The sequence below is a fragment of the Pantoea sp. X-Soil-TKNS-1211 genome, assembly GCF_059730495.1.
This window is the reverse complement of the sequence record NZ_AP035954.1, coordinates 596,291-615,375: the sequence shown is the minus strand read 5'-3', so window position 1 is coordinate 615,375 and position 19,085 is coordinate 596,291. Positions and strand designations below refer to the sequence as shown.

Annotated in this window: 18 protein-coding genes; 11 read left to right on the top strand and 7 right to left on the bottom strand. The window is 56.2% G+C overall.

Annotation, left to right across the window (positions count from 1 at the left end; all coding sequences use genetic code 11):
* The first annotated feature begins 59 nt into the window (after positions 1-59).
* From AC6I8W_RS23270 to AC6I8W_RS23245, 6 genes are all read left to right on the top strand, one after another.
* Positions 60-857, top strand: a complete 798-nt coding sequence (locus AC6I8W_RS23270) for a DeoR/GlpR family DNA-binding transcription regulator (protein WP_480372752.1) — start codon at positions 60-62, stop codon at positions 855-857.
* On the top strand, positions 796-2,070 hold the full coding sequence (locus tag AC6I8W_RS23265; protein ID WP_497838483.1) for a Zn-dependent hydrolase: 1,275 nt from the start codon (positions 796-798) through the stop codon (positions 2,068-2,070). The genes AC6I8W_RS23270 and AC6I8W_RS23265 overlap by 62 nt, the downstream gene beginning before the upstream one ends.
* Complete coding sequence (locus AC6I8W_RS23260; RefSeq protein WP_497838482.1) at positions 2,067-2,999, top strand: phosphotransferase; 933 nt, start codon at positions 2,067-2,069, stop codon at positions 2,997-2,999. Before AC6I8W_RS23265 ends, AC6I8W_RS23260 begins: the two co-directional genes overlap by 4 nt.
* On the top strand, positions 2,999-3,937 hold the full coding sequence (locus tag AC6I8W_RS23255; RefSeq protein ID WP_497838773.1) for a phosphotransferase: 939 nt from the start codon (positions 2,999-3,001) through the stop codon (positions 3,935-3,937). The genes AC6I8W_RS23260 and AC6I8W_RS23255 overlap by 1 nt, the downstream gene beginning before the upstream one ends.
* A 101-nt stretch (positions 3,938-4,038) precedes the next feature.
* A complete protein-coding gene (locus AC6I8W_RS23250; RefSeq protein ID WP_497838481.1) occupies positions 4,039-4,308 on the top strand; it encodes a hypothetical protein in 270 nt (89 codons plus the stop codon).
* Positions 4,305-5,831, top strand: a complete 1,527-nt coding sequence (locus AC6I8W_RS23245; RefSeq protein ID WP_497838480.1) for a sodium:solute symporter family protein — start codon at positions 4,305-4,307, stop codon at positions 5,829-5,831. Before AC6I8W_RS23250 ends, AC6I8W_RS23245 begins: the two co-directional genes overlap by 4 nt.
* An 80-nt stretch (positions 5,832-5,911) precedes the next feature.
* Here the strand turns inward: AC6I8W_RS23245 and AC6I8W_RS23240 are convergent, their stop codons facing one another.
* Positions 5,912-6,241, bottom strand: coding sequence for a helix-turn-helix domain-containing protein (locus AC6I8W_RS23240; RefSeq protein WP_497838479.1), 330 nt, complete (start codon positions 6,239-6,241; stop codon positions 5,912-5,914).
* Positions 6,242-6,345: 104 nt separating this feature from the next.
* On the bottom strand, positions 6,346-6,591 hold the full coding sequence (locus AC6I8W_RS23235) for a type II toxin-antitoxin system RelE/ParE family toxin (protein ID WP_497838478.1): 246 nt from the start codon (positions 6,589-6,591) through the stop codon (positions 6,346-6,348).
* 176 nt (positions 6,592-6,767) lie between these two features.
* Between AC6I8W_RS23235 and AC6I8W_RS23230 the strand changes: the two genes are divergently transcribed.
* Positions 6,768-7,457, top strand: coding sequence for a DJ-1/PfpI family protein (locus tag AC6I8W_RS23230; RefSeq protein WP_497838772.1), 690 nt, complete (start codon positions 6,768-6,770; stop codon positions 7,455-7,457).
* Here the strand turns inward: AC6I8W_RS23230 and AC6I8W_RS23225 are convergent.
* Genes AC6I8W_RS23225 through AC6I8W_RS23210 form a run of 4 tightly spaced genes read right to left on the bottom strand, consistent with a single transcriptional unit; the run spans position 7,447 to position 14,019 of the window.
* Entirely contained in the window at positions 7,447-9,039 is a 1,593-nt protein-coding gene (locus tag AC6I8W_RS23225; protein WP_497838477.1) for a cyclic peptide export ABC transporter, read from the bottom strand. The two genes, AC6I8W_RS23230 and AC6I8W_RS23225, sit on opposite strands and share 11 nt — an antisense overlap.
* An 8-nt stretch (positions 9,040-9,047) precedes the next feature.
* Positions 9,048-11,030: a Fe(3+)-hydroxamate ABC transporter permease FhuB gene (fhuB, locus tag AC6I8W_RS23220; RefSeq protein WP_497838476.1), complete on the bottom strand. Its 1,983-nt coding sequence runs from the start codon at positions 11,028-11,030 to the stop codon at positions 9,048-9,050.
* Positions 11,027-11,896, bottom strand: coding sequence for an ABC transporter substrate-binding protein (locus AC6I8W_RS23215; protein WP_497838475.1), 870 nt, complete (start codon positions 11,894-11,896; stop codon positions 11,027-11,029). The genes fhuB and AC6I8W_RS23215 overlap by 4 nt, the downstream gene beginning before the upstream one ends.
* Positions 11,890-14,019 carry a TonB-dependent siderophore receptor gene (locus tag AC6I8W_RS23210; RefSeq protein ID WP_497838474.1) on the bottom strand — a complete coding sequence of 710 codons (2,130 nt, stop codon included), beginning with the start codon at positions 14,017-14,019 and terminating at the stop codon, positions 11,890-11,892. Before AC6I8W_RS23210 ends, AC6I8W_RS23215 begins: the two co-directional genes overlap by 7 nt.
* A 158-nt stretch (positions 14,020-14,177) precedes the next feature.
* On the opposite strand from AC6I8W_RS23210, the gene AC6I8W_RS23205 reads away from it, so the two are divergent.
* On the top strand, positions 14,178-14,963 hold the full coding sequence (locus AC6I8W_RS23205; RefSeq protein ID WP_497838473.1) for an AraC family transcriptional regulator: 786 nt from the start codon (positions 14,178-14,180) through the stop codon (positions 14,961-14,963).
* Positions 14,964-15,055: 92 nt separating this feature from the next.
* On the opposite strand, the gene AC6I8W_RS23200 is transcribed toward AC6I8W_RS23205, so the two are convergent.
* Complete coding sequence (locus AC6I8W_RS23200; RefSeq protein ID WP_497838472.1) at positions 15,056-15,760, bottom strand: SDR family oxidoreductase; 705 nt, start codon at positions 15,758-15,760, stop codon at positions 15,056-15,058.
* 105 nt (positions 15,761-15,865) lie between these two features.
* On the opposite strand from AC6I8W_RS23200, the gene AC6I8W_RS23195 reads away from it, so the two are divergent.
* The 3 genes from AC6I8W_RS23195 (at position 15,866) to AC6I8W_RS23185 (ending at position 19,080) form a co-directional block, all read left to right on the top strand.
* On the top strand, positions 15,866-16,747 hold the full coding sequence (locus AC6I8W_RS23195; RefSeq protein WP_497838471.1) for a LysR substrate-binding domain-containing protein: 882 nt from the start codon (positions 15,866-15,868) through the stop codon (positions 16,745-16,747).
* 274 nt (positions 16,748-17,021) lie between these two features.
* Positions 17,022-18,218: a M20 metallopeptidase family protein gene (locus AC6I8W_RS23190; RefSeq protein ID WP_497838470.1), complete on the top strand. Its 1,197-nt coding sequence runs from the start codon at positions 17,022-17,024 to the stop codon at positions 18,216-18,218.
* Positions 18,219-18,234: 16 nt separating this feature from the next.
* Positions 18,235-19,080: a transporter substrate-binding domain-containing protein gene (locus AC6I8W_RS23185; RefSeq protein WP_497838469.1), complete on the top strand. Its 846-nt coding sequence runs from the start codon at positions 18,235-18,237 to the stop codon at positions 19,078-19,080.
* Positions 19,081-19,085: the final 5 nt, after the last annotated feature.

The following is a 19,085-nucleotide window of genomic DNA, read 5'->3' as shown; positions in this document are numbered from 1 at the left end:
AAGGCCGGGGCAGGGGACAGGTATACTGCGGTTTTCGCCGCAGAAACAGAAGGGTAAGTATGATCAACCAGCCGCGACTCGATGAGATCAAACGGGTATTGAGCCACGACAAACGGGTGCGCGTCACCGAACTGGCGCAGAAGTTTGTGGTATCGGAAGAAACCATCCGCCGCGATTTGAAGTATCTGGAGGAGCAGGGCGTGCTGCGCCGGGTACATGGTGGGGCGATTTTACCGGTGCCCAGCGAGGAGCAGCCGCTGCAAATTCGCAGCCGCATCAAACCACGCGCCAAACTGCGCATGGGGCAACTGGCGAGTGAGTTGGTGGAGGAAGGCATGGCGCTGTTCCTTGATACCGGCACCTCAACGCTGGCGCTGGCACAGCAGTTGACGCGCTTCTCACGGCTGAAGATTGTCACCAATTCACTGGATATCGCCACGCTGCTGACGCAGCAGAGCGAGAACGCTGTGACGCTAACACCAGGGCGCGTCAGGCGAAACGATAACGCACTTATCGGTCCCCATACGTTGGATTTTGCCCGGCAGTTCCACTACGACATCGCCTTTATGGGTATTGGCGCGGTGGATCGGGATAACGGTTTTATGGACTACGAAGAACCGGAGGCGTTATTACGGCGCGTGCTGAGCACGCACTGCCGCCAGAGCGTGATTCTGGCGGATGAAGGCAAATTTGGACTGCGTACTTTTATCAACACGCTGCCGTTTAGCGCGGTCGACACCTTAGTGACCAACGCGCCGCCACCGGCCGCTTTTGTAGCAAGTCTGGAGAACGCACATGTCAACATCCTCCATCCCGGCAACGCTGCGGATGACGCCACGCGACTATCAGGCATTTGATGCGCTGTTTGAACTCAGCAGCCGCATCGGTGCCACGGCGGCGGGTGGGCTGCACCGCCTGACCGCCAGTGCCGAAGACCAACAGGTGCGAGATGCCTTTTGTACCTGGCTGACCCGGCAGGGTTTTGACGTAAAAATTGATGAAATCGGTAATATTTTTGGCCTGATGTCGTTGCGTCCTGGCGCACCCTGGTTGTTGTGCGGATCGCATCTCGATAGCCAGCCGCTTGGTGGGCGCTTTGATGGTGCGTACGGTGTCACTGCGGCGGCAGCCACCCTGGCGGCGCTGGCGCGACAACTGCGCGAGCAACCCACATTAGCGCAATACAATCTGGCGGTGGTCAACTGGACCAATGAAGAGGGGGCGCGCTTTCAACCCAGCCTGATTGGTAGTTCATATTTCACCGGTGCGGTGACGCTGGAGGAGGCGCTGGCCTGCACCGATGTCGATGGCATTACGCTGGAGAGCGCGTTGCAGGCGATTGGTTATCGCGGTGCAGCCTTACCTCCGCTGCCGTTGCGTGCTTATCTTGAGCTGCATGTGGAGCAAGGCCCGCACCTTGAGCAGCAACGTAAACAGATTGGTGTGGTAACCGAAACCTGGGCAGCGCTGAAATGGCAGGTGACGTTTCGCGGCGAACAGAACCACACCGGTCCTGCGCTGATGAGTCGTCGTCGCGATGCGCTGCTGGCGGCGGCCCAAACTATCGTCGCGGTGCGTGCCGCAGCGGATCGTCACGGCGAGGTTTTGCATACTTCAGTGGGACGTCTCGACACCACCCCCAATTCGCCCAACGTGGTGACCTCCGAAGCCACGGTGTACATCGAATTTCGCTCCGCCGACGAGGCGTTATTGCATCAGCTGCGTGCCAGCTTCAGCCAACAGATGCAATCGATTGCTCAGGCCACGGCGACTGACGTCAGCCTGGATCGGGCGCAGTTTCGTCCCTGCCAGCAGCTGGATGCTGAATTGGCACAACGTGCGTTGCAACAGGCGGAACGCATTGATCTGAGCGCCATGCCAATGCGCAGTGTGGCCGGGCATGATGCCATCAGCCTGAGTTATCACTGCCCCAGTGCCTTGCTGTTTGTGCCGAGCGCGGGTGGTTTATCGCATAACGAGCGTGAATTCACCGCCACCGAGGATCTTCATCGTGGCCTGGATTTGTTGATGGCGCTGTTGAGTGATCTGGTTGTGGAGGAGACGGCATGAACGCGCGTTTAGAACAGGTGTTGCAGCAATGGCAGCCTGGCCATCGCTTCATTATCCAGCCGGGCACTGCCGGAGTGGCGTCACCGCATCGCCTGGCGACCGAGTGGGCGGGCTTCTGGCTGGAAAGTGCCGGCCAGCGCTTTTACGCCAAGGTGTTATGTGATGATCAGCGCGCGTTGCTTGACGTGCGTCGTAGTGCCGAAATCAGCCGTCAGGCCGGTGAACTGGGCATTGCCCCGGTGTTGTGCCATGCCGATGAAGCGGAGGGGGTATTGATTTTTGCTGCGCTGGATGAGGATTTCCGCTGGGCGAAACTGGCGCATTTCAGCGATCCGACGCAGTTTGCCGCACTGACCCACACGCTGGATCGCCTGCACGACGCCGCCCTGCCGTTACCGCAACATTCGCGTCAACAGGACATGCTAACCCTGCGCCAGCAACTGCATCAGGTAAATGTTACGTTGCCGGAGGAGATGCTGTGGCTGGGCGAGTGCGTGGATCTCGCCTGGCAAGCGCTAAATGCGGCACCTTTCACTCCGGTATTGATTCACGGCGATCCGATTGCCAGCAACTGGATGGTGAACAACCAGGGGGAGTGGCGTCTGCTGGACTTCGATTACGCGGCGCAGGGCGATGCCTGGCACGATATCGCCACCTTAATTCATGAACAGTTGCCGACCGATGACCGCTGGCGTGATGCGATTCGCGCCTGGCGTGGCGAATGCCACGAAGCCGATGTGGCACGCTGTCGCCTGTATGCGCTGGTGGATGATTACCACTGGACGTTGTGGGGCATGTTGAACGGCCACATCAGCCCGCGTGGACTGGAATTCGCCAAGCTGGGTCAGTGGATGTTGTTGCGCTGCCGTCAGAGCGCACGCGATCCCCGCTTTGAACGTTGGTTAACCCTGACAGCGGAGCAGAAATGATGAGTAAACAACCGGGACAGGCCGTGAGTTGGCAGGAGCAGCGTCTGGAGCAGGCGATCGCGGCGATGTCAGATTGGCAGAATAAAACCATCCACTATCGTCCGGTGAGCGGCGGAATTTCTAACGCCAACTGGCATGTGGCGGTAGAAGGTGCGCCCAGCGCTTACTTCGTGAAAATTCCCGGCGAAGGTACAGAACGTTTTATCAACCGCGATACCGCACACGAAGCCAGCCTGAAAGCGGCGCAAACCGGCTACGGCGTGCCGGTGGTGGCCTATTTGCGGGAGCTGGGGGTGGAAGTGTTTGAATTTATCGATGGCTGGCGTGCGTCGTCAAATCTCGACTTTCAACAGCAAACCATCCGTCATCGCGCGCTGCATGCACTGAAAAGTTTTAACGATCAGTCACTGCTCACCGAGGACAAAACGGTGTTTGATATGCTGAATGAACATATCGAACAGGTGCAGTCACTGAACGCACCATTCTCTGCCGATGCCGTTTGGCTGCATAAACAGGCGCAGCGTGCACAGCAGGCGCTGGAAGCTGCGGGCCTTGATCGCGTGCCCTGTATGAATGACACCCTGGCGGGCAATTTTATGCTCAATACCAGCAACGATATTCGGCTGGTTGATTTTGAATATGCCTCAAATAATGATCGTTGTTATGAACTGGCATTATGGTTTGGCGAAATGTTTTTTACGCCACAAATCGAACTGGAATTACTGGAAGATTATTTCGGTAAGGTGGATGCCGCGATATTTGCTCGCGTGCAAATCCATAAGTATCTTGCCGATATGAAGTGGTCAACCTGGGCAATTATTCAGCATCAGGTAGCCGATATCGATTTTGATTTTTCTAAATATGGCCGTTGGAAAGAATTGCGCGCGCGCAGCATATTAAACCATCCCGACTGGGAGAACTGGTTGCGCGCGCTGTAATCGTTGTTTTAATTATTTTATTTTTATACACCACAGGGGAAGGCTGTCTGACAGCAGGTAAAGGAGTGCGCACACCGTCATTGTAAATTTCGGAGGGGATTATGAGTACCATGATCATGGCACAACAGTTGCGTGCCCGCATAAGCATTAAAAATAAAATCTTTGCCATCTATCTGCTGGCGTTATTACTTCTGGCGCTTTGCCCACCGTTATATTTAAGCGTCAGTGGAAGTGGTGCGTTATTTATGGGTGTTCCGTTGCCGATTATTTACTGGCTCTCTATAGCCGTATTTCTTGGTATCGGATTATGGGTGATGTATCTCGCTGAATGTGCTTTTGGCGAAATTCCCGCGGATGAGGAAGTATCATGAAAATTAGCACCGCAGAGCCACATTATTTCATTACCTTTGGCATGATCGGTTTATTTCTGGCGGTCATGATCGCCGTCCTCTACGCCACTAACCGCAAAAGTACCTCGTTCTCTGATTATGCGGTAGGTGGGCGGTCTTATGGTCCCTGGTATATCGCCATGAGTTACACCAATTCCTGGTGGCCGGGCGCGACCTTTACCGCGTTTTTCGCGCTGTCGGTGAGCGGCGTGATTGGCTTCTATGGCGCGGTCTACTCGACGCTCGGCGTCACCGCCATGTATCTGATGGCGCGCCGTGCCTGGAAATGGGGGCAGCACTTTAATTTGACCACCCAACCCGATCTGCTGGGTATGCGTTACAACAGCCCGGCAGTGAAGCGCGTGGCGTCGATCATCGGCATCATCTGCGTCTTCCCGTGGGTGGTGATGGGGATTCAGGCGCTGGCGCTGCTGGTGGAGTTCGCCAGTTTTGGACGCTGGGGCGTGACCACCTGCCTGATCGCTGGTGTACTGCTGATTCTTGTTCGCCAGTACTGGACGGTCAGCATGGGCATGCGTGGTCTGATTATGACCGACATGTATCAGGGGATCATCGCCTACGGCCTCGGTGCGTTGGTGTGCGTGGTGCTGCTGTTTAGCGGCGATCACAGCTTTGGTCAGCTCTCGTCGCTGCCTCCTGCCATGTTGCAGATTCCGGGTGCGGAAGGCTCCCATTATGGTTCGTGGTATATGTTCAGCCTGATTTTTACCGGTGTGGTCGGTTCGATGTGCTGGCCGATGAGTTTCCAGCGTATTTATACCGCCAGCGGTATCCGCGCGGTGAAAAAGGGGACGTTGCTGACCATCCTGCTGGTGGGCGGTTTCTACGCCATCCTGATGCTGTTCGCCACGGCGGTGAGCCAGGACCCGAACGTGCAAGCCAATCCGCAGAACGGTTTCTTCACAGCTTTGTTTGATCAGGGCGGCCCATGGTTGCTGGCACTGGCGCTGGTGATTGTGCTGGCGGCGAGTATCGGCCATGTCGATGGCTGTGTGCAGGTGTGTGGTACGCAGTTTGCCAACGATCTTGCCACCTGGAACAAACCGCGCAGCGATCGTCAACTGACGGTACTGGCGAAGTCCGGCATGGTGGTGTTTATCGTGGCGGCGGCGCTGTTGGCTTACTTCACCTTTAACTACTCACGTTTGCAGTTGCTGGCACAGATCTCCTATCAGGGGATTATCCAACTGGCGGTGCCGCTGTTCTTTGGTATCTTCAGCCGCTTCGGCAACAAGCAGGGCGCGCTGCTGGGCATGATGACCGGCATTATTATCGCCATCGTGCTGACGGTATTTTTCCCGGATGACATCCCGGCACTCGGTTCGCTGACCAGCGGCATTGTCGGCCTGGCGGGCAACCTGCTGGTGTTTGTCGCCTGTGGAGTGCTGGTGCCGGTGGGTGCTAAAGAGAAAGCGCGGGTTGATGAACTGTTTGCGCTGGCAGAACGCCCGGCCCAGCCAATGGCAAAACCGGTGTTGAACTAATGCGTATTTCGTAGCGGCGCGATTTATCGCGCTGTTTAAACAACGCGCGATAAATCGCGCCGCTACGAATCAATACAAACTCAGATCGCGAATACGTCAGGACCTTTAATCGCCATCGTATTTAACACTCGTAGCGCGGCACCATTTGGCTTTTTCTCTCCGCGTTCCCATTTTGATATCGTGACAACCGACATATTCACATACAGCGCCAGCATGGCCTGACTGAGATGAAAGCGAGCGCGCAAAGAACGTATGGCTTCGCCGTTCATCTCTTCAATCACTGGCAGACTGGCGCGTAGCTCACGCAACTGCACGCGGGCATCAATATGTTTCACCAGATCATCGGAAATCACACCAATCTCATTGAAGTCGTGAGCAATTTCCTGCAAGTCTTTAAGATGATCAACCATCACACTTAACCTCTCTCATTTTCCCTGCCTTTAAGGCTATTTGTGCCTGTTCTGGCGTCATGCTTATCATTTGTATCGCAACGGCTTTATAAAGCAGAAGGACATCATCCGGGATCTTTAACCCAACCATTTATGAAAAATAAATCATTGTCTGACTTAAAGGCCATGACAGCACGCAAACCACAACTTTTGCCACGCGTCAGCGGTATCCGTTTTTTGTAGAGATTACCGCCCAGATTTGCTTCAAATTGACCGGCTCTGAGTTCCCGAGCCTCGTCGCATAACTTATCGTCGTCGATTTCAACACCCTTAAGACTTCTGTCAAACGTACGTAGAACGTAATTTCCCATAACGCTTCCTTGTTGACATTTGATGAGAGCTTCCTTGCTCGAAAAAACATCACATATGGTACTTAGGATGATACAAGTGATCAAGAGTTTGAACTTTACCACTTAATCCGGATGCAACTTTCCCCAAACAAGTCCATGATAAATCGTTAATTCCCTGACAGGAGTCGCTCATGGCAATGTCCACCCCCTTCAATATTGGTCTGCTGCTTTTCCCGAACTTGACGCAACTTGATCTGACTGGCCCGTGGGAGGTGTTTGCCCGAATGCCGGGCGTCAGTAACTACCTGGTATGGAAAGACCGCCAGCCAGTGATGTCTGACCGTGGCCTGGCCATCGTGCCGACCACCACCTTTGCGGATTGCCCGCCGCTGGATCTGATTTGTATCCCCGGCGGACCGGGTCAGATTGCCTTAATGGATGATGAAGAAACGCTGGCCTTTGTACGCCGCATGGCGGAAAACGCGCAGTGGGTCACCTCGGTCTGTACCGGGTCGCTGGTGTTAGGGGCGGCAGGGTTATTACAGGGGTATCGCGCCACCTCACATTGGGGATCGCTCGACCAATTAAGCCTGCTGGGGGCGACGCCGGTGGCGGAACGGGTGGTGCGTGACCGCAACCGGATCACTGGCGCAGGGGTAACTTCGGGGATTGATTTTGCGCTTACGGTGGCGGAGGAATTACTGGGGCGCGGCGTGGCAGAGAATATCCAGTTGCAGATGGAGTACGACCCCGCACCGCCTTTCCACAGTGGTTCCCCGCGCAGCGCTTCAGCGGAAAGGCTGGCCCAGGCTAAACAGCAGATGACAGAGTTTATCGCCCGCCGTCGTGCGGCGAGCGAAAGGGCAGGGGAGCGGCTTAAGTGTTAAGCAACTGGCCCAGCTCCAGTTTCAGGCAGCGATCGGCGAGGTGAAAATAGCGATCGTCATGGGTGATCACCAGCACCGTCTTACCCCGTGCTTTCAGCGCAGGCAACAATTGATGGTAAAACACCTCGCGGAACGCCGGGTCCTGATCGGCGGCCCATTCGTCGAATAGATAGAACGGACGGTCTTCCAGCCATGCCACCAGCAGCGCCAGCCGTTTACGCTGCCCGGTGGATAGCGCCAGTGTCGAGAACACGCCATTTTCCAGCGTGACTTTATGCTTGAGTTGCAACGCTTCCAGCAGTTGCTGTGCCTCGTCATTCCAGCGCGTGGCATCAATCCCCTGTAAATCATCAAACAGATGAAAATCGTTGAATACCGCAGAAAACAGCTGGCGATAACGTGCGCGGTTGGCGTTGGTGACGGCGGTATTGTCCAGCAGCAACTCGCCGCCATCAGGTTGGTACAGACCGGTGATCAGACGGGCAAGGGTGGTTTTGCCGCTGCCGTTACCTCCGGTGAGATACACCAACTCGCCGGGGGTGAATTGCAGTGAGATTGGCCCAACCTGAAAGCCGTTAACCGCGCCATGATGATAAACCAGGTCATGCAGTTCCAGCGTTTGAAAGGTCAAGGGAGGGATGTCGATGTGGGTTTGCTCCGGCGGCAGTTGTTGCTGCATGACACTGATGCGCCTCAGGGCAACCTGGGTCAGCGTCAGGCTCGGCAGGGTGGAGAGGGCGTTCTCAATCGGCACAATCATATAGAGAAACACCATCGCGAAGCCCGAAAGCACCGCACCACGCAGATCCAGCACCTGCGCCAGCAAAAACATCACTACCCCAATAAAGGAAAAAAAGAACACGCTGGCCCAGATGTTCGCCAGTGAATACAGCACATAACCGCGTGTGCGCTCGACGCGTACTTGTTCAATGGTGGTAAACAAGCGGTTTTGCAGGAACGACTGTTTACGAGCGGCGTGCAGACGCAGCTCTTTAGCACCGCTAAACAGCGCGTTAACATCACCAGTCAGAGTTTCTTCGCGCTGGCGTGACTGACGCATCAGTTGTAATGCGCGGCGATGCACCCAGCTGTATCCCAGCGAACCGATAAACACCGTTGCGATGGCAATCATCATCACCGTCAGCGACAGATAGCCGAGATAGACCATGCAGCCAACGATTACCGCCAGCGACATGATGAATGCGGGTAGGGAGACAAAAAACACCACTACCTGATCAAGATCCTGCGTCAGGATACTGAGCGCGCGCGGCATACCGTGTGTTTCCAGATCGGCGTAGCGCGCATCGGCCACCTGCTGCACCAACATGCGGCGTAGTTGCGCTTTGCTGCGTTGGCCCATCGCCATAAACAGCGACTGGCTCAGGGTGCGGGTGCCGAGCATCAGCAACGCCAGCAGGCCAAATTGCCACGCCAGTTGTAAACGTTGCGCATCGCTGGCGTTGAGTCCCTGGTTGATCAACGCCAGCAGCCCGGCATTGCTTAAACCGCCTACCACGCTACAACCGAGCGCGAGAAAAAACAGCGCACCGGTGGTGCGCAGTAACATCAGGTAAATCGCCACCTCATCTCCTATGAGTTTGTGCTAGCCAGCGGACGCCACAGCAGCAGCGCCAGCCACGGACCGCCGATCAGCGTTGCCATCAGTCCGGCCGGAATTTGTCGTGGATACAACAGATTGCTGCCTGCCCAGTCAGCCAGCATCATTAACACTGCCGCGATCAGCACCGCCAGCGCCAGTTGTCCGAGCGGCCTGCGCGCGCCCAGTTGTCGTGCCAGCTGTGGACCCAGCAGGCCAATAAACGACAGCGGACCGACGATCAGCGTTGCGACGCCGGTCATGGCCGCCGCCAGCACCATCAGCAGTAAGCGCGCTCGTGTCACATCGAGCCCCAGCGAGGATGACACGGTGTTCATGGGTAACAACAGCAAAGCTCGGCGCAGTAACGGCGTCAGTGCCAGCAACAGCAGCGCCAGCACCAGGGCAATAGCTGCCGTGCTGACATTGACGTAATAGGTTGAACCGGTCATCAACTGGCGCAGCATTGCCGCCGCCATGCCGTTATTGCTCATCACCACCGCCGCCACTGACTGAAATAATGCGGTGATTGCCAGCCCGCTTAACAACATCCGTTGCGGATTTAACGCGTAGTGACGCGCCTGCCACAAGGTCAGCATCAGCGTCAGTAGCGCACCGGTCGCACTGCTCACCAGCATGGCGACGATGCCGCCTAACGGCCACACCAGCAGTTGTACCGTGATGCCAAGCGATGCGCCCGCGCCAATACCCAGCAGTTCCGGGCTGGCCATCGGATTGCGGCTGACCCGCTGAATAATCACGCCCGCCGCAGCCAGCAAGGCACCCGCCGAGAGTGCTGCCAACAGGCGCGGCAGACGGAACGGCAGCAGCATCTGGAGTTCGCTGAGGGAATTCCAGCGCCAGCCATGAATACCTCGAGCGAAATCGAGTGACACCGCCAGCATCAAAAAAAAGATCACGACAATCGGTAACAGCGCATGGCGACCTGTAGGGAAGGGGGGCTGGTGCGGTTCATTAATATCGGGTTGGAAAATATGGCGCAGACGGGGTAAAAACCACAGCAGCAGCGGGCCACCGGCTAGCGCTGTCATCATGCCAGTGGGCAGCAGCAGACCGCCGATGCCGTTAAGACGGCTCACGCCCTGATCAGTCAGCCACAGCAGACCGGCGGCCAGCAGCGGCGACCAAATTAGTTTCTGGCGCAGGGTTTTGGCCCCGGCCAGCGCGGCAAGATGGGGCGCAGCCAGAGCAATAAAACCAATCACGCCCACCACGCTGATCACCAGGCTGCTGATGACCAACGCGGACAACAACGCGATACCGCGCACCATGCCAGCGGGCATGCCGATTGATCGCGTAACTTGTTCATTTAATGCCAGCAGTCGCAGCGGGCGCAGAATAAATAACACCGGCAGTGCAGCAATTATCACCCTGGGCAGCAACCACCACAGCGGGCTGGCGTTTTCCTGGATCAGCGTCCCGCCACCCCAGATAAACACCGCAGCCAGCGATCGGTCATATATCACCGACAGCAGCAGATTGACCGATCCGCAATAGAGATTAACCAGCATGCCCGCCAGCGTCAGCGCCAGAGGCGTAAACCCCTGACGCAAACTCAACAGAAACACAGCGGCAAAGGCGACCAGTGCACCGCTTAGCGCCACCCATTCGCGTCCGGCCAGTAATCCTGCCGGGCCGACCAGCGCCGCCAGCGACAGCGCCAGGGTGGCACCGGAAGCGATACCGAGCGTCATGGGTTCGGCCAGTGGATTACGCAGCGCCTGCTGCATCACCACGCCGGTAAAACCAAGCGCCAGGCCACACAGCAACGCCATACCCTGACGTGGCAGCCACATCTGGCGAAAGATTTGTTGTGTGATGTCTGGTGGTGAGTTGCCCTGCAATGCCTGCCAGGCAGCAAACCACGTCAATTGTTGGTGGATTTGGTGCAGGCTGAGGATCAACGCCACGGCAAACAGCAAACCACAGAGCCAGCCAGGATGTCGTGTGATCATGGGTGGGCTTCCTGTAACCCGTTCATCAGCGATTCGGCAAAACGCACTGCCGTCAGCACACCGCCCTCGGTGGATAAACCATCCGGCAGCACCACTATTCGATGCCCTCCACGCGTCAGGGTATGCCACAGCGGAGAGGTGAGCATGGGGTTAAGATTCACTTCCGGCCAGGAAGGCAGCAGCACCAGCCAGCCGGGCGGCATTTGTGCCAGTTGTTCCAGTTCCAGTGTCGCGGTGCCTTGCGCACCCACGGCAAACGGGGTGTGGTGATCCAGGCCCAACAGCGCCAGCATGTCATTAAACAAACTGCCCTGACCGAGCGCCAGTACGTGCAGGGTATCCAGCGGATGCAGCAGGTAGATGGGGCTGAGTTGAAAACGTGTGGCACGCTGACGTGCTTGATCAAGACGCGCCAGCAGGCTTCTCATCACCGGTTCAGCGCGACGCGCATCGCCCGCCAGTTCGGCCAGCGCGTGCAAATTTTGCTGCGCCTGCTGCCAGGGATGTGGGCTGTAAGTGGGAAAGTAGTGTAGCGGAGCAATACGTGACAGCTGCGCTTCGGCCATGTGGTGTGCGGGTGTTACCAGCAACTGGGTGGGATGAAGTTCAAACAGGGTTTCATAGTTCGGCTGAAACAACAGGCCGACGTCGACCACCTGTGGTGGCAATGGTGGCTGGTTGAACAGGCGGCGATACCAGTCAGTCGCCGCCACACCCACCGGCGTGACGCCGAGGAGCAGTGCCATTTCGGTTAATCCCCAGTCGAGGATCACCCAGCGGGGCGCACTGGCGGCCAGCAGTGGAAATGAAAACAGGGCAGCGCTTGCCAGCGCGCCCTGGATCAGTTGCCGACGACGGATTACCACTGATAACTCACCGTGGCGATCAATTGACGGCGCAGACCGAAGTGGCAACCGAGATCGTTGCAGTTGCTGATGTACTGTTTATCGGTCAGGTTTTGCAGATTCAGCGCCAGCTGCCACTCCTGCCAGCGATAACGCATCATCGCATCATAGATGGTCCTTGCCGGAACCTTCAGGCTATTGTCGGTGGTGGCATAGTTGGTGCCGACGTAACGTGCCCCCCCGCCAATGGTGATGCCATCGAAGATGCCAGGTAAGGCGTACTCGCTCCACAGGCTGGCGGTCTGTCGTGCAATCGCCACCGGCTGTTTGCCTTCGGTATCATCGTTGGCCGAGATCACTTTCGGGTTAGTCAGAGCATACGAAGCATTTACCAGCCAGCGCGAGGTGATATTGGCTTTGCCTTCCAGCTCGAAGCCCTGCGAACGAATCTCACCGGTCTGCACTGAATAGTTGACGTGATCCGGGTCAGCGGTCAGCACATTGGTCTGACGCAGATCGTAAAGTGCGGCGGTGAACAACGCGTTAAAGCCATTCGGTTGATACTTGATACCCACTTCCGACTGCTTGCCTTTGGTCGGTTTGAAGGGATCGCCAGCGTAGGTGGTGCCAGACTGCGGCTGGAATGACGTACCGTAGCTGATATAGGGTGCGATACCGTTATCAAAGTGGTACATCAGTCCGGCACGACCGGTGGTCGCATAGTCGTTCAACTCGGTGCGGGTAGCGGTGTTCCAGTTCTGCGCACGACTCTGCGCTTTGTCGTAACGGCCACCGAGATTCAGGATCCAGTGGTTCCACTTCATGCTGTCCTGCAAGTAAAAACCGAGCTGGGTCATAAAGGAACGGTTGTGGTAATCAATCGATGGGCTTGCCACCGGGGTGCTGTAATCCGGGTTGAGATAGCTGATATCAGACGCCGTACCGTAACCGCTATTCTGCCGTAAATCGTCATGTACATAATCCATGCCCACGGTCACGGCATGATTAATCGGGCCGGTATACAGATTGCCCTGCACATTGGTATCGACATCAAAGGCGTTAAATGACTCGATGACGCGCATACTGTCGCGGCTCACGGTGGCAGAGCCATCAACGTTGGTCCCCGTTGGATAGACCATCTGATAATCGCTGCTGGTATGCAGATAACGCAGATTCTGATGCACGCTCCAGGTCTCATCGAACTTATGCATAAAGTCGTAGCCAACACTGGCTTGCTCGCGGCGATAGTAATCAAAACCGGGTTGACCGCCGTAGAAATTGTCGGAGAAATTCCCCTGTGCCAGGTGGATCAGGCTACCTTCCAATGGCATTTGGTTGTAAAAACCCGAGTATGGATCTTTGCGGAACTGGGAAAGCAGCGTTAGCCGTGTGTCCTCATTGGGCTGCCAGGTCAATGCCGGAGCGATGTCATAGTGCTTGTATTTGGTGTAATCGACTTGAGTATCGCTGCGTGACCAGGTGCCGGTAATACGCCCTAACCAATGTTCATCATTGTCCAGTGCGCCTGAGAGATCCAACCCGGTTTCAAACAGATTATGGCTGCCCGTACTGACAAAAATCTGGTGGATCGGTTCGGCGGTCGGGCGTTTACTCACCAGGTTTACCACGCCACCGGGGCTGGCCTGACCGAAGGTTACAGAGTCAGGGCCTTTGACCACTTCGACGCGATCCAGCAGGAAAGTATCGAAATTCGGACGCGACCAGTAAGTCACCGTTGGCAAGCGCAGACCGTCGAGGTACTCATCTGCGGAAAAACCGCGGATATAGATATCATCGAAACGATAATCCGCACCGCCACCTTCTGAGCCGATACCGCTGTTGTAGCGTAACGCCTGCGCCACATTCAGTGCGCCTTGTGAGGCCATCTGCGCCTGGGTAATCACCGAGATACTTTGTGGTGTTTCGATTAACGGACGGCTGCTTTTGGTGGCAGAATCGGCTTTCTTCGCCACCTGGTTCCAACTGTCGGCATCCCCGCCATCGCTATCGACATTATTATTGGCGGTGACGGTCAGCGTGCTGTCGTGAGCATTATTGTTATCCGCCGCCCATGCAGGTGCGCTGCTAAACAGAATCAGCAGCAGTGCGCTCAGCGGTGTGCGCTGAAAAGTGCGATGACGCATTAAATTTATCCCCGGTATAGTCCAACGCCCTAAAATAGTGATACAAATGATAATCATTCCTATTTTATTTCATAGCGCCTCGCTGGCGGCTTTGCGAGATCACTCACCGGAATGACGCAGAGCAGACAGCAATCGGCAATCTGACAGGATTGGGTGAGATGGTATTGAACAAACCACGGTTAGCTGACGATTCTCCGGTGTTGCCGTTATTAACCACACGGGAAATGCATTATCACGCGGGACGCGAGGAGCGCTGGCATGCGCATGAAGTGGCACAGCTGGTGTTATGTTTACAGGGTGTGATGCGGGTACAAACGCACACGGCATCCTGGACCTTAACGCCGGGTAGGGCGTTATGGCTACCGGGTACTGTCCCTCATGCGCTCACGGCGTTAAGCGATATTCGCAGTCTGAGTTTGTATCTGGAACCGGTGGTGGCGCGCGCCTTCTGGCCGGAAGCGCGTAGCATGATGATTTCGCCGCTGCTTCAGGCGTTGATGCAGACGCTGGTGGAAATCGGCCTGCAACCGCATCCTGACCCATTGCGTGTGGGGCTGATCACGCCATTGCTGCTGGATGAATTGCGTCGCGCCCAGGATGGCCCGGTTTGCGTATTACCGCTACCTGCCGATCGCCGCTTGATGAATATCTGCCAGCAGCTGCTGCAAAGCCCGGCCAGCAGTGACACGCTGGAGGAGTGGGGCAGCCGCGTGGGAGCCAGTTCGCGCACCCTCGCACGGCTATTCCGCGATCAAACCGGTATCACCTTTACCCAATGGCGACAGCAGTTGCGGCTGTCGGAAGCATTGGTTCAACTGGCGCAAGGACAACCGGTGTTACGCATTGCCAGCCAGCTTGGTTACCAAAGCCCCAGCGCGTTTATCTCAATGTTCCGCCGTTTGCTGGGCGAGACACCGCAGCGTTTTTTGCGGATTTCAGGCTGAAATCGCCAGCCTGAAAGCCATCAACACCCGCGAACCGCGCGGTCGAACCCGAGGCGGATGGCCTCTGACTCGCCAACTCTGTGGCATGGATTTTACACGCTGCGCGTCACGCCGCCGTCGATACGAAGATTCTGCCCGGTGATATAGGCCGCGCCCGGGGAGGCGAGAAACGCGATAGTGGCGGCCACTTCTGCCGAAGTACCATAGCGTTTAAGCGGTACGCTATCACGACGCTGCTCGGTGGTGGGCAGGCTGTCAATCCAACCTGGCAGGACGTTGTTGATGCGGATGTTATCGGCAGCGTAACTATCGGCAAAGATTTTGGTGAAGGATGCCAGTCCGGCGCGAAATACCACCGAGGTCGGGAACATATCCGTTGGCTCAAATGTCCAGGCGGAAGAAATGTTGATAATGCTGCCGCCGCCTTGCTGCTGCATGACCGGCGTCACCAGCCGCACGGCACGGATGACGTTCAACAGATAGGTCTCCATTCCGCGCTGCCAGTCCTCATCGCTCAATGCAAGAATGGGCGAGCGTGGACCATGACCGGCGCTGTTCACCAGCACATCAATCCGTCCCCAGCGTGCAATGGTGCGATCCACCAGCGTTTGCAGGTCCACAATCGACTGGTTCGAACCGGTGACACCTAAGCCGCCAAGGCGCTCGGCCAGTGCTTCTCCTTTGCCAGAAGAGGAGAGGATCGCCACTTTGTAGCCTTCATCGGCCAGTTTTTCTGCGGCCGCGGCACCCATTCCACTACCCCCGGCGACAATAATTGCAACTTTTTCTACAGTCATTATTTAACTTCTTCCTCAAAGTGAGATGATGAAAGCCAGTATAATCACCATTATCTTGATCAGAGAGTCAGTCTGCTTCGCATCTGACGATAGGAAAACTACAGGATGAGCAAGGGGTTTCACGACCTGCCGCCCTTAAACGCGCTGCGGGTATTTGAAGCGGTGACGCGTCATCTCAATTTTCGCCTGGCGGCCGAAGAACTGGAGGTGACCCAGGGCGCGGTGGCGCAACAGATACGCGGGCTGGAGGCCAGTCTTGGTCTGAAACTGTTTGAACGTCATCCGCGCACCCTGGCGCTGACCGGTGCCGGACGAGGCTATGCGCAAAGTATCCGTCAGGCATTTGAATTGATTGATGAAGCCACGCGTACCTTGCGACCCGAGCCGCATCACCTGACGCTCAGTGTCACACCTACCTTTGCCAGTCGCTGGATGTTGCCACGCTTACCCGCGTTTACCGCTGCCTGGCCGGATATCGATCTGCGGGTACTGGCTTCGGAGCGCCTGGTGCAGTTCCATCAGGAAGGGGTAGATCTGGCGGTGCGTTATGGCCGCCCGCCGTTTGGAACGGGAGTGGAGGCTACGCTACTGTTCGGTTACTCAGCAATGGCGGTGGTCAGCCCTGGATTACTTGCCCAACTGGGTGACCCGGCACAACCGGAAAATTGCCTGCGCTATGCGTTATTGCACGATGGGCATCATCTGTGGCCTGCTTTTCTGGCGCAACAGTTTCCCGCTATGACGCTTAGCCATCAGCATCATCTGCGTTTTAATCAGACGGCGCTGTCGCTGGAAGCGGCGATCAGCGGGCAGGGCATCGCGCTGACCAGTCCACACTTTATCGCGAACGATCTTGCCAACGGCAGGCTGGTGCAGGTCTTTGCGCAACAACTGGAGGTGGATGCGGGCTGGTATCTGGTCGCGCCCTCTCGCCCTCGACAGCATGCGCCGATTAAAGCGGTACGTGACTGGATACTGGACCAGTAGCGGCGTGATTTATCGCGCCATATTTTGTTCAGTAACAAAATCAGAAATGCTGATGATTCCGGGCCAGTTATGAATGTTATAACTGGTTCATTTCCCTCACGTGGGTTTTTATCCTGCGTTCGCAGGGTATTAGCAAAATATCACGAAAATTCAGCAAGTAACCTGCGAGATTGCGCGTTGCATTCTGCCAGGGGCTGTGAATAAATACAGAGACTTTCTTCATAAAAATGCCATAAAGGCCGGGCGTAAGCCTGAAAAATAGATCACCGCAATCATGACAGACCATAAAGCCACCTTGGCCCGGGAAATCAACGCCAAAAGCGAAAGCCTCGAAGCGCATCTCATCGCTATCCGCCGTGACATTCATGCCCACCCAGAATTGGGTTTCGATACCCACCGCACCGCAAAAATTGTTGAGCAGGAACTGCTGGCGCTGGGCCTGACGCCGCAAACTGGCGTGGGGAAAACCGGAGTGGTGGTGGATATCAAAGGCGATTATCCTGGCAAGACCCTGCTACTGCGTGCAGACATGGACGCGCTGCCGATTCATGAGCAGACCGGGCTGCCATTCAGCAGCAACTATCCCGGAAAAATGCACGCCTGCGGGCACGATATCCATACCGCCACTCTGCTCGGTGTGGCGGCGATCCTGCCACATTACCGTGACCAGTTACATGGCACCGTACGCCTGATTTTTCAGCCTGCGGAAGAGACGCCGGAAAGTGGTGCTGAAGCGATGATCGCTGACGGTGCTGCCGACGGCGTTGATTTGGCGGTAACGTTGCATAACAAACCTGAGCTGGCGGTCGGTGAAATCGGGCTGACGCGCGGAGCCAGTACCGCGTCCAGCGATGAGTTCGATTTGGTGGTGCATGGCGTCTCGACCCATGCGGCGCGCCCGCATATGGGCACCGATCCGATTATCGCCGCTGTGCATTTGATTACTCAGTTGCAGACCATCATCTCGCGTGAGGTGGATCCGGCTAACTCAGCGGTACTCACCGTCGGCCATATCCACGGTGGCACCACGCACAATATCGTTCCCGATAGCTGCCTGATACAGGGCACTGTCCGCGCCAAGTCTCCGGCCACGCGCGCCCATATCGAGACGGCGTTTAGACGTATTTGTGCCGGGGTGGCGTTAGCGTTGAACACCCGAATCGAGGTGAATTATCAGCGCGGCGTACCGCCTCTGATGAATGACGATGCGTTAATTGATCAGCTGGAAACCATTCTGTCGCACCAGTTTGGTAAAGCGATTGTGGCGAAACCCAGCGCCAGCTTTGGTGCCGAGGATTTCTCACTGTTTACCGAACGTGCGCCGGGTTGCCAGATCCATATCGGCTCCGGCACACCGGGTCGCGACGATCACCTGCACAACTCGGACTACCAGCCCGACGAGCGCAGCATCCATGCAGGCACTCAGGCTCTGGCCCGTTTAGCCATTGATTTACTCTCCAACAATCAATAACAAACTTTGAGGTTTTATGATGCGTAAAGGGCTTTTTACTGCTTCCGTTGGCATGCTGCTGCTTGCTACTTCTGCTCTGGTCCAGGCGAAAGATTTTGGCACCCTGAAATTTGCTACCGAGGCAGCTTATCCTCCGTTTAACCAGTCCACGCCGAGCGGCAAAATTGTCGGTTATGAGCCGGATATGGTGGCGGAACTGGCAAAACGCGTTGGCTTTAAATATGAGCTGGTGGCCCAAAAATGGTCAGGCATGATTCCAGGCCTGGTGGATGGTAAATATGACGCGGTGGTGGATGCCGTTACCGTCACGCCGAAGCGTGAAGAGGTAGTGGATTTCACTCATCAGTACACCGTCAGTGTTTCTGGTTTTGTTACGCTGAAGGGCAGTGCGCTGGATACGCTGCCGGGTAACAACGAAGTGGTTACGGCGGGCGATGAAGCGGGTATGACCAAAGCCATTGACGCGCTGCGAGCGAAGTTCAAAGGTAAAACCATTGCCGTGCAGGTTGCCACCATTCAGGCTGACTTCCTGAATAAATATCTGGCCGATGTTGCCACCATCCGTACTTATCAGGGTGGCCCGGAAACCTTCGCGGACCTGCTGAATGGTCGTGTTGATGCGGTGATGGCGTCACGTACTAACCTCAATGCCTACGTGAAAAAACACGCGGATACCGTGAACAGCACCGGTTACGGTTTTGTCGGTGGCGTGTTGGGTCAGGGTTCTGCGATTGCCCTGCGTAAAAACAACCCGGAACTGAAAGCGGCGCTGGATGCTGCGCTGGTTTCGATGATCAAAGACGGCACCCTGAAACAGCTTTCTATCAAGTGGTTCGGCGAGAACGTCGCGCCTGCGGAGTAATGCCT